The sequence below is a fragment of the Vibrio sp. 2304 genome (genome assembly GCF_033339475.1).
GTDB classification, from domain to species: Bacteria; Pseudomonadota; Gammaproteobacteria; order Enterobacterales; family Vibrionaceae; genus Vibrio; species Vibrio alginolyticus.
On record NZ_JAWOUQ010000004.1, the window covers coordinates 141,585 to 152,335 of the forward strand.

Here is a 10,751-nt window from a genome sequence, read left to right on the forward strand (position 1 = left end):
GAAAGGCTTCAAACTAACGCTTTCGAGTGAGGACTATTGTGCGGTAATTAGTAAGATGTCACATTTCTGACGTGTAGGTATTGCAAGCTATTGGATAAAAAGCGGATCTCTATGCTTTAGCTTGAATTTGATGCTGACGTTGAGCCGTCACTAGCTGATTATATAGCCCAGCATCTGGGATGAGTTGTTTGTTGCGTTCGCCCAATCTGCGTCGCTCATGACCAGATAGGTTGTGATAAACCTCCTCTGGTAGGTTGAATGTGTCTTCAGGCAGGTAAGTCAGCGCATCTGGTTTTAGGTAATGGCTCAGCTTTGCGGAAGGCAATCCTGCATCGTGAAACTGTTTCGCTTGTTCAGCTGAGAGTTCATAGCTGCTGCTATCAGAACGAAGAGCTTGAGGTTGCGATAAACCCAATTGTTGGCGAAGAATACTGTCACTGGTGATGACTTCCTGGACCTCTTCAACTGGGACCACATCGCGAACATCATTAGAGAACATAGACAGAATCAGCGAGAAATCTGCACGACGACCTTCGTGTACGGCATGGTTAATACCATTACCGAACTGAAGTTCGTTGATAATTGCAGCTTTGTCTAACGTATGAATTTGCATGATGTTCCTCGCTCGATGCTCTTTTAACGGCGTGGATAAGAAGAACTTTAGTAAAAGAGGGAATTATTTAAAGGTGCTAGGGAAGGCGAAACAAAAAAGCCCGCTAAATAGCGAGCTTTTGAATAAGACTAAATTGAACTTAGGGGGAAGTATATTACTTCGCTAGGTTCTCAGCTACGAAGTCCCAGTTTACTAGAGCCCAGAAGCCGTTCATGTAATCAGGACGTACGTTGCGGTAATCGATGTAGTACGCGTGTTCCCATAGGTCAACAGTTAGAAGTGGTGTTGTACCTTCTTCTGTTAGAGGAGTAGCAGCGTTAGAAGTGTTAACGATCTCTAGAGAGCCGTCAGCTTTCTTAACAAGCCAAGTCCATGAAGAACCGAAGTTGTTGATTGCTGAATCAGTAAACTTCGCTTTGAATTCTTCAAAAGAACCGAATGCTGCGTTGATAGCGTCTGCAACTGCGCCAGTTGGCTCGCCGCCCGCATTTGGAGCAAGACAGTGCCAGTAGAACGTGTGGTTCCAGATTTGCGCTGCGTTGTTGAATACGCCACCAGTAGAAGTCTTGATGATCTCTTCTAGAGTTTTGCCTTCGAACTCAGTACCAGGGATAAGACCGTTAAGCTTAACAACGTAAGTGTTGTGGTGCTTACCGTGGTGGTAGTCTAGAGTCTCTGCTGAGATGTGTGGTTCTAGTGCGTCTTTCGCGTAAGGAAGAGCTGGTAGTTCAAATGCCATTACTCGATTCTCCATTGATTTGAAAGGATGACCTTTCGATTGCTTCCAGTGTTTTTTATAGCTATGTCGCCTTTAAGGCTGACTTGCTAAGTATTTTAGCAAGTTTTTACTTTATTAAAACCCCGATATGAAAATATTTTAAGAGGTTAGCAGTGGTGAAGTGCTGCATTGCTCGCCAATGAGCAATCTAAAATTAAGCCTTATTAATTATATGGTTTTTATTCTGTCGTTATTGAGTAGAATGTGGCAAATAAATAAAGTTCAAACCCATGAATGAGGAAGCGATGGAAACTATCGACAAAATCAAACAGCAGATCTCTGAAAACTCAATCCTGCTGTACATGAAAGGATCACCGAAACTACCTAGCTGTGGTTTCTCTTCTCAAGCGTCACAGGCACTAATGGCATGTGGTGAGAAGTTCGCTTACGTAGACATTCTGCAAAACCCAGATATCCGTGCTGAGTTACCAAAGTACGCGCAATGGCCAACTTTCCCTCAACTATGGGTTGAAGGCGAGCTTATCGGTGGTTGTGACATTATTCTAGAAATGTTCCAAAAAGGTGAACTGCAGCCTCTAATCAAAGAAGCAGCAGCGCGCGCTGAAGATCAAGCTGAGTAATTCGTAAATACTCACATTTAGCGATAGAATACGAAGGAGCCGTACTGGCTCCTTTTTCTTTTTAGGTTAGTGGAATGAACATAAAGCTTTACTACGTGCATGACCCAATGTGCAGTTGGTGTTGGGGTTACAAACCAACGCTGGATAAACTAAAACAGCAACTGCCAGGTGTGATTCAGTTTGAGTATGTGGTTGGTGGTCTTGCGCCAGATACTAATTTACCGATGCCGCCCGAGATGCAACAAAAACTCGAAGGTATTTGGAAGCAGATTGAGCGCCAGTTAGGCACTAAGTTTAACTACGATTTCTGGAAGCTTTGTACGCCAGTTAGAAGCACTTACCAATCTTGTCGTGCGGTTATTGCAGCGGGCTTTCAAGACTCTTATGAGCAGATGCTAGAAGCGATTCAGCATGCGTATTACTTACGTGCGATGCCTCCTCATGAAGAAGCCACTCACTTGCAACTAGCGAGAGAAATTGGCTTGAATGTTCAGCAATTCAAGAATGACATGGATGGCTCTTTCTTAGAAGGTGTGTTCGAAGATCAATTGAGCCTTGCAAAGAGCCTAGGTGTGAGCTCTTACCCTAGCTTGGTTCTTAAAATTAACGACGCTTATTTTCCGATTGCCATCGATTACCTGTCGACAGAACCAACCTTGAAGCTGATTCGTGAGCGTATTATTGACAATATGCCAGCGCAATAACGACAGTTATGAATAACAAAAAGCCGCTCATTGAGCGGCTTTTTCGTAACTAAATGTATATCCATCCAAACAATAGTATTAAAGCACCATTGCTGCAATCCAACCAAAGATGATTAGAGGGATATTGTAATGGATAAAGGTTGGAACGACTGTTTCCCAAATGTGCTCATGTTGACCGTCGGCATTTAGACCAGATGTAGGGCCTAATGTAGAGTCAGAAGCTGGAGAGCCTGCATCACCTAACGCCGCCGCAGTACCTACCAGTGCAATCGTTGCCATCGGCGAGAAGCCAAATGCTAGCGCAAGAGGCACATAGATAGTTGCAAGGATTGGAATCGTAGAGAACGATGAACCAATGCCCATTGTTACCAACAGACCAACGATCAGCATCAGTAGTGCAGCTAAAGGCTTATTGTCACCGATGCTGGTTGATAGCGATTGTACTAGTGTTTCAACACCGCCAGTTTGCTTCATTACTGCTGCAAAACCTGCTGCTGCAATCATGATGAAGCCAATCATTGCCATCATGTGTACACCTTTAGTGAACACGTCGTGCGTCTCTTTCCATGCAATAACGCCGCCGAAAGTAAACACCATAAAGCCAGCTAGAGCACCGATAATCATTGAACCCGTGTAAAGCTGAACACCCAATGCAGCGACAATACCAAGTGCCGCAACCAAGATGTGCTTTTTATTGATGACATGATCGGTTTCGTCAACGACAGTCAACTCAGTTTCTTTGTAGACACGCGGTTTACGATAGCTAACAAAGATAGCCAGTAATAGACCAAACAGCATACCTGCACCAGGCAGTAACATGGCGGTTGGGACTTGGCTTGCAACCACATTCTCCAAACCGTTGTCATGTAGGTTCTTTAACAGAATGTTGTTTAAGAAAATACCGCCGAAACCAACAGGCAAGATCATGTAAGGTGTGATCAAACCGAAGGTAAGAACACACGCGACCAAACGTCGATCGAGCTTAAGTTTCGCAAATACGCCCAAAAGAGGTGGAATCAAAATTGGAATAAAGGCGATATGGACCGGAATTACGTTCTGAGACGACATCGTAACAAGCACTAATGCCACCAACACGGCGTACTTTAAGCCAGTAGTGGAAGCGGAGTTTTCTTTGCCATTTAAGCGCTTGATAACACTTTTGGCCAGTAGATCCGTGATGCCTGATTTCGAGATGGCAACAGCGAAAGTACCTAACATGGCGTAGCTTAGCGCGATAGTTGCACCGCCACCTAGACCACTTTCAAATGCGGCAACCGTATCCCCAAGGCTCATGCCTGCGACTAGGCCGCCTACGATGGCACTAAACGTGAGGGCAACCACCACGTTTACGCGCATCAATGCTAACACGAGCATGACGCACACTGATATAACGACAGGATTCATACTTTTCCTAATATGTTGTGTTTACTTATTATTCTTCGTCGACAAGCGGCCAACCGCCGAGGGCCTTCCATTTGTTGACAATACCGCAGAATAATTCTGCTGTTTTTTGTGTATCGTAAAGCGCAGAGTGTGCTTCACGGTTATCAAATTCCATCCCGGCTGTTTTGCATGCTTTAGCGAGAACTGTTTGGCCATAAGCAAGGCCACTTAATGTAGCCGTATCAAAAGTAGCAAAGGGATGAAAAGGGACTCTTTTTAGTTTACAGCGTTCATTTGCTGCATTTACAAAACCCAAGTCGAATGCTGCGTTATGAGCAACCATAATTGCACGTGAGCAATCTGCGGCTTTTTGTTCTTTGCGAATAAGCTTATAAATTTCCTTTAGCGCCTCTTGCTCAGAAACAGCACCTCGAAGAGGGCTGAAAGGGTCACGAATACCATTGAATTCAAGCGCTTCTTTTTCTAAGTTAGCGCCTTCAAATGGTTCCACATGAAAATGAATGGTGGAGGCCGGATGCAACACGCCATGTTCGTCCATTTTCAACGTAACGGCACAGATTTCTAAAAGTGCATCAGTTTGAGCATTGAAACCAGCGGTCTCAACGTCTACTACCACAGGGAAATAACCACGAAAGCGTTTTTTCAAGGTTAGAGCTTCATTTTCTAGTGTCATGTTGGCTTATTTTTGTGTGACGAAGGCTGCATTATTGCAGATTATACCGATGAGAAAAACCGCAATTTAAGAGAAAACCGGAATTCTATTTTGCATCCAATCAATAAGTTTGTATTGCATATTATGTAGACGTTTATTCGCCATACTTTGCATCATGTAAACCGATAAAACATGAGGAAGTAAAACGCTAAGTGGCGGTTAAGGTGATTGGAACACGGTGGCTCACATTAATGGCAGTGTGACAGATAACCCTATATTGGCGAGATTTTTGCATGCCGGTTGAAGTGGTTTTATTGATGCAAATTGACGGCAACAGACTGCCGTTTAAGAGACAGTATTAGATGAAGAAATGGCTGATTACCAGTGGTGTTGTATTTTCGTTGTTTAGCACAAGCAGCTTCGCTTTGATGGGCAAACGTTATGCTGCAACTCCACAGCAATCTCAATGGGAAATGGTGGTCAATACACCATTAGAATGTCAGCTTGTACACCCCATTCCAAGCTTTGGAGATGCGGTATTTTCATCTCGTGCAAATAAAAAAATCAATTTAGACTTTGAGTTAAAAATGCGTCGCCCGATGGGAGAAACACGTAACGTCAGTCTCATTTCTATGCCGCCACCTTGGCGGCCAGGTGAACACGCCGATCGAATTACAAACCTAAAGTTTTTTAAACAGTTTGATGGTTATGTCGGAGGGCAAACAGCATGGGGCATTTTGTCTGAGCTGGAAAAAGGCCGTTATCCGACTTTTAGTTACCAAGATTGGCAGAGAGGAGATCAGAGAATTGAAGTCGCATTGTCATCAGTACTATTTCAAAACAAGTACAACGCGTTTAGCGACTGTATTTCCAACTTATTGAAATATAGTTTTGAGGACATTGCTTTTACGATTTTGCACTACGAAAGACAAGGTGATCAGTTAACCAAGGCTTCTAAAAAGCGTTTATCACAAATTGCAGATTATATCCGACATAATCAAGATATCGATCTCGTGCTGGTGGCGACGTACACAGATTCAACCGATGGTAAAAGTGCGAGTCAAAGTTTATCAGAGCGACGTGCAGAGTCACTTCGTGACTATTTTCAGTCTCTAGGGCTACCGGAAGATCGAATTCAAGTGCAAGGGTACGGCAAGCGTCGTCCTATTGCAGATAACGGTTCGCCAATAGGAAAAGACAAAAACCGCCGAGTCGTGATATCTCTAGGGCGAACCCAAGTGTGATGCATATAAAAACGCCGAAGCTGAAAGCTTCGGCGTTTTTGATTTACTGACGTTGTTAATAATATTTTAGTGGTATTTTGCCAAGCACCTTTCGGTGATTCTTGCTGTATAATTTGAATGTTAGTTTAATAATTTGAATGTTAGTTTAAGCGGAATTTGGCAATGACTTCGCAATTGGTTGCGGTATCTATTTTTTCAACCTGTTTGGCAATAGCTGGATTAGGGTGACGCTTCATAAAGTCTATCAACGCCTTAGTACAGCATCCTATCGAGTCGATAAAGCTTGCACACTCTTTATTTGGGCATTGTGGGATAAGTGTTAAGACTTTCTCAGAGGCCAGTTGAAGGTATTTGAGTTCATAGTCAGTATCTCCGGCCCAACGCCAGAACTGAGCTAAGTTATGACAAGAAATCACAGAAATTAATAATCGCTCGTCCGCCTCAATTTCCACACATTCGCTAATATCTTCACTCAGGCTTAGGGCTTGCTGGTAATGAAGAATGCTGCGAACAGGGTCATCTAGTTGAAGTGCCGTATCGGCTAGAAGTGTGTGTTTTTCCCATTCACTGATCATTATCGTAATCCCGCATATCGAAGTTGCGGATAAATCTAAACGATAACCATTATCAAGTAAAGAGTTTTGTTTATAAAAGGACAGGCAGATCGCAGACCTGCCTGTAATCGGAGTTCAACTTGCAGTACAAGTGATTATTAGAAGTGCCGCTTAGCCTTCAAGACCTGCTGAAGCTTGCTTATTTTGAATAAGCTCAATCATATAACCATCTGGGTCTTTTACGAATGCAATGTGCGTGCTTCCGCCTTTTACTGGACCTGGCTCACGCGTCACATTACCGCCCGCCGCTTTGATAGCGTCGCAAGTTGTGTAGATATCGTCAACACCAATGGCGATATGACCAAAAGCGGTACCTAAGTCATACTCAGTTTTACCCCAGTTGTAAGTCAGTTCGATCACTGCACCTTGGGATTCGTCACCATAACCAAGAAACGCTAGCGTGTATTCGTACTCTTTATTTTCGTTAGTACGAAGCAGCTGCATGCCCATAACTTCAGTGTAAAACTTGATGGATTTGTCTAGATCACCTACGCGAAGCATAGTGTGGAGAATTCGACCGTTTGACATTTTTTGCTCCTAGCTTTGATTTACAAATAGCGTTAGCTATCTGGGTATACTTTCTCTTTATATTCGCACAAATCTTCGATAATGCAGCTACCGCAGCGAGGCTTTCTTGCTACGCACGTATAACGACCATGAAGAATGAGCCAGTGGTGCACATCGAGTTTGAACTCTTTTGGCACAACTTTTAATAGCTTCTGCTCGACATCATCAACCGTTTTTCCCATCGCAAATTTAGTGCGATTCGACACGCGATAAATGTGCGTATCGACGGCAATAGTTGGCCAACCAAAAGCGGTGTTGAGCACGACATTTGCGGTCTTGCGACCTACGCCTGGTAGCGCTTCTAACGCTGCACGATCTTCAGGAACTTCACCATTGTGTTTTTCCAACAAGATCTTACAAGTCTTGATTGTGTTTTCTGCCTTTGAGTTAAACAAACCGATGGTCTTTATGTATTCTTTTAAGCCATCGACTCCCAAATCAAGAATGCTTTGAGGTGTATTCGCTACAGGGAAAAGCTTATCGGTGGCTTTATTGACGCTTACATCGGTTGCTTGAGCTGATAGTAATACAGCGATTAGCAGCTCAAAAGGGGAGCTCCAGTTAAGCTCAGTTTGAGGATTCGGATTGTTTTCTCGTAATCGCTCAAGAATTTCGATTCTTTTTATTTTGTTCATTGCTGACTTCCAATACCGTCTCTGCGGTTTATGAAAAAGGCTCCTATGACAGAGCCTTATCTTGTTATGCGTTAGTGACGCGAGCACGTTCTATGGTTGGTTTTTCTTCTTTTGGTTGACGTGCCTGAATTGAATTATCTATGACATTTTTGAGCGCTATCAACAGCCCAACACCGATAAATGCACCAGGTGGGAGAAGCGCTAACAGGAAGCTATTGTCAAATTGGAAAACTTGAATCCGTAGAGCTGAAGCCCAGTCTCCTAGGAGAAGGTCTGCTCCGTCGAATAGTGTGCCATTACCAATTAATTCGCGCATGGCACCTAAAACAACCAAGACGCTCGTCATACCAAGGCCCATCCACAAACCATCTAGCGCAGCGGGCGCAACATCATTTTTTGAAGCATATGCTTCAGCTCGACCAATAATGATGCAGTTGGTTACAATCAGAGGAATAAAGATACCAAGAGATAGGTATAAACCATACGCATAGGCATTCATCAATAACTGAACACAGGTAACGAGAGAGGCAATGATCATCACGAACACAGGAATGCGGATCTCTTTTGGTACGTAATTACGAATAAGAGAAACCGTGACGTTGGAGCCGACCAGCACTAATAAGGTTGCAATACCAAGACCTAAGGCATTGGTTATCGTGGAAGAAACCGCTAGTAGTGGACACAGACCCAGCAGCTGTACGAGAGCAGGGTTATTGCTCCACATACCGTTTTTCATCAGCAATTTATTTTCACTCATTACTGCTCTCCTTCACAGCCCAAAGGCTGGCTAAGAATGTCTTCACGAGATTGGTTTACGTAGTTAACGGTATTTCGTACCACTTTTACGACGGCTCTAGGCGTGATCGTTGCACCAGTAAATTGATCGAAATCACCACCATCTTTACGAACTTTCCATGAGTTCCAGTTACTTTCCGTGACTTGTTTGCCAGTAAAGCTCAGGATCCAGTCGGTGACACGAAGATCGATTTTATCGCCCAGACCAGGGGTTTCTTGGTGGTTTAGGACGCGTGTCCCCAAAATATTGCCCTGATTATCAATCCCAGTAATCACTTTTATCTCACCATTGTAGCCATCTGGCGCGATAGATTCTATTGCGATTGCTGTTGGTTCACCATTCTTCGTGGCGAGGTAGGCTGGCATCGCACGTAATGTCCCCAGATCTGGAGACGTGACCATTGTACAAGCTTGCGTGAGTGCGTTGTCATGCATGTTTTCTGGAATGACTTGATTCAAAACAGAAAGTAATTGTTTTTGCTCTTGTACCTTGATTTGGTCTTTTGTTAGGTACTGAGTAAGGGCGACTAATCCGGTTGTTGCACATGCAAACATCGCGAGTGTCAGACCATTTTTTCTAATAGCGGTTAACATGTTTACCTCAGTGACCGTAAGTTCTAGGTTTGGTGTAGTAATCGATCAGTGGCACACACATATTTGCAAGCAACACTGCAAATGCAACACCATCTGGGAAACCGCCCCAACTGCGAATGATAAAAACCAAAGCACCAATAAGCGCACCGAAGATTAAACGTCCTTTGACGGTGGTAGACGCCGAAACGGGATCGGTTGCAATAAAGAATGCGCCAAGCATGGTTGCACCAGATAACAAGTGTAAAACTGGCGACGCAGTTTCCCCTGGCGTCAGCAACGTGAACACTAGGCTAAACAGAGTCAGACTCGCAAGGAAACCTGCTGGAATATACCATTGGATGATACGCTTTTTGATCATGACTATGCCGCCAAGAAGGTAAGCAAGGTTTACCCATTGCCAACCAATACCACCTAAGCCATCAAATATTGGCTGCGACATTACTTCGCTTGGAGTGGCACCTGTAAGAATGCCAGTCTTAAATGCATCAAGTGGTGTCGCCATTGTCACGCCGTCAACACCTGAGCGAACTTGCTGAAGTGATAAGCCGTCGTAATCATAGCCCGTAAAAATTAAAGAGAGTGTATCTGCAAAATTTACATGATCAGGTATGAGTGATGTCGGTGCACTCCAACTCGTCATTTGTACTGGGAAAGAGATCAACAAGACCACATAAGCGACCATTGCAGGGTTGAATAAGTTTTGTCCAAGGCCACCATAGAGGTGTTTAGCGATTACTATCGCAAAAATAAGCCCGATCACCATAATCCACCACGGAGACCATGGTGGTATAGCAACGGCTAACAACCAAGCGGTAACTATTGCACTGTTATCACGTAGCGCTCTCATTGGTGAGCGTTTACGACAGATCATGACTAAGGCGTCAAGGGATACAGCGACTGCAATGGCAAAAATCAGTTGAATAAGCGTACCCCAGCCAAAGAAGTAGGTTTGAGCTACTAAACCTGGAAGTGCGCAAAGTGCCACCCATTTCATTAAGTCTGCCGTACTACGACGACTGTGGGTATGCGGTGAACTGGCAATAAAAAACGACACTACTCGTTCTCCTCAGTATTATTTTTATTAGCTTCTTGTTGCGCTTTGCGTGCCTTCGCGCGCGCAATTGCTGCGGCAACCGCGGCTTTCTTCGGATCCACTTCTGGTTCTTCGGAGGTTGCTTCTTCAACAGGCTCTGTTTGCGTTTCTTGCTTCGCTTTGCGCGCTTTGGCTCGAGCGATGGCAGCAGCCACGGCGGCTTTTTTCGGATCGTCGGTTTGCTCGGCAGGTGCTTCAGCTTCTTCCGCTTCAGTTGAGTCTGCTTGTTTCGCTTTACGAGCCTTCGCGCGCGCAATTGCTGCGGCAACCGCGGCTTTCTTCGGATCCACTTCTGGTTCTTCGGAAGTTGCTTCTTCAACAGGCTCTGTTTGCGTTTCTTGCTTCGCTTTGCGCGCTTTGGCACGTGCAATGGCAGCTGCCACGGCGGCTTTTTTCGGATCTTCGGTTTGCTCGGCAGGTGCTTCAGCTTCTTCCGCTTCAGCTGAGTCTGCTTGCTTAGCTTTTCGCGCTTTGGCT

13 protein-coding genes and 1 pseudogene are annotated in these 10,751 nt (G+C 44.5%); 3 read left to right on the forward strand and 11 right to left on the reverse strand.

Annotated features, from left to right (window positions below; translation table 11 throughout):
- Positions 1–109: 109 nt before the first annotated feature.
- Together R7P64_RS10090 and sodB are read right to left on the reverse strand one after the other, a co-directional pair.
- Positions 110–613, reverse strand: a complete 504-nt coding sequence (locus R7P64_RS10090) for a VC2046/SO_2500 family protein (protein ID WP_318123449.1) — start codon at positions 611–613, stop codon at positions 110–112.
- A gap of 154 nt (positions 614–767) precedes the next feature.
- The gene (sodB, locus tag R7P64_RS10095) at positions 768–1,352 is read right to left on the reverse strand and encodes a superoxide dismutase [Fe] (RefSeq protein ID WP_005396533.1); all 585 of its coding nucleotides are present in this window, start codon (positions 1,350–1,352) and stop codon (positions 768–770) included.
- Positions 1,353–1,636: 284 nt separating this feature from the next.
- Between sodB and R7P64_RS10100 the strand changes: the two genes are divergently transcribed.
- A complete protein-coding gene (locus R7P64_RS10100; RefSeq protein ID WP_017635833.1) occupies positions 1,637–1,972 on the forward strand; it encodes a Grx4 family monothiol glutaredoxin in 336 nt (111 codons plus the stop codon).
- 74 nt (positions 1,973–2,046) lie between these two features.
- Entirely contained in the window at positions 2,047–2,676 is a 630-nt protein-coding gene (locus R7P64_RS10105; protein ID WP_132936849.1) for a DsbA family protein, read from the forward strand.
- A gap of 78 nt (positions 2,677–2,754) precedes the next feature.
- On the opposite strand, the gene R7P64_RS10110 is transcribed toward R7P64_RS10105, so the two are convergent.
- Together R7P64_RS10110 and rnt are read right to left on the reverse strand one after the other, a co-directional pair.
- Positions 2,755–4,080: a Na+/H+ antiporter family protein gene (locus R7P64_RS10110; RefSeq protein ID WP_017821192.1), complete on the reverse strand. Its 1,326-nt coding sequence runs from the start codon at positions 4,078–4,080 to the stop codon at positions 2,755–2,757.
- Positions 4,081–4,108: 28 nt separating this feature from the next.
- Positions 4,109–4,753 carry a ribonuclease T gene (gene rnt / locus R7P64_RS10115; RefSeq protein ID WP_005384888.1) on the reverse strand — a complete coding sequence of 215 codons (645 nt, stop codon included), beginning with the start codon at positions 4,751–4,753 and terminating at the stop codon, positions 4,109–4,111.
- 341 nt (positions 4,754–5,094) lie between these two features.
- Between rnt and motY the strand changes: the two genes are divergently transcribed.
- Positions 5,095–5,976 (forward strand): flagellar protein MotY, encoded by an 882-nt coding sequence (gene motY / locus R7P64_RS10120; protein ID WP_318123451.1) that lies wholly within the window; start codon positions 5,095–5,097, stop codon positions 5,974–5,976.
- 140 nt (positions 5,977–6,116) lie between these two features.
- Here the strand turns inward: motY and R7P64_RS10125 are convergent, their stop codons facing one another.
- The 7 genes and pseudogenes from R7P64_RS10125 to R7P64_RS10155 all read right to left on the reverse strand — a co-directional run.
- Entirely contained in the window at positions 6,117–6,551 is a 435-nt protein-coding gene (locus R7P64_RS10125; protein WP_005384886.1) for a DUF2753 domain-containing protein, read from the reverse strand.
- A gap of 150 nt (positions 6,552–6,701) precedes the next feature.
- The gene (gene gloA / locus R7P64_RS10130) at positions 6,702–7,118 is read right to left on the reverse strand and encodes a lactoylglutathione lyase (protein ID WP_005380739.1); all 417 of its coding nucleotides are present in this window, start codon (positions 7,116–7,118) and stop codon (positions 6,702–6,704) included.
- 32 nt (positions 7,119–7,150) lie between these two features.
- Positions 7,151–7,792, reverse strand: coding sequence for an endonuclease III (gene nth / locus R7P64_RS10135; protein WP_005380743.1), 642 nt, complete (start codon positions 7,790–7,792; stop codon positions 7,151–7,153).
- A gap of 64 nt (positions 7,793–7,856) precedes the next feature.
- Positions 7,857–8,549, reverse strand: coding sequence for an electron transport complex subunit E (locus tag R7P64_RS10140; protein ID WP_005384881.1), 693 nt, complete (start codon positions 8,547–8,549; stop codon positions 7,857–7,859).
- On the reverse strand, positions 8,549–9,181 hold the full coding sequence (rsxG, locus tag R7P64_RS10145; RefSeq protein WP_205390966.1) for an electron transport complex subunit RsxG: 633 nt from the start codon (positions 9,179–9,181) through the stop codon (positions 8,549–8,551). Before rsxG ends, R7P64_RS10140 begins: the two co-directional genes overlap by 1 nt.
- A gap of 7 nt (positions 9,182–9,188) precedes the next feature.
- On the reverse strand, positions 9,189–10,235 hold the full coding sequence (rsxD, locus tag R7P64_RS10150) for an electron transport complex subunit RsxD (RefSeq protein ID WP_262580191.1): 1,047 nt from the start codon (positions 10,233–10,235) through the stop codon (positions 9,189–9,191).
- Positions 10,235–10,751 (reverse strand): annotated as a pseudogene (locus R7P64_RS10155) (electron transport complex subunit RsxC); the annotation flags it as partial. The gene rsxD and the pseudogene R7P64_RS10155, both read right to left, overlap by 1 nt.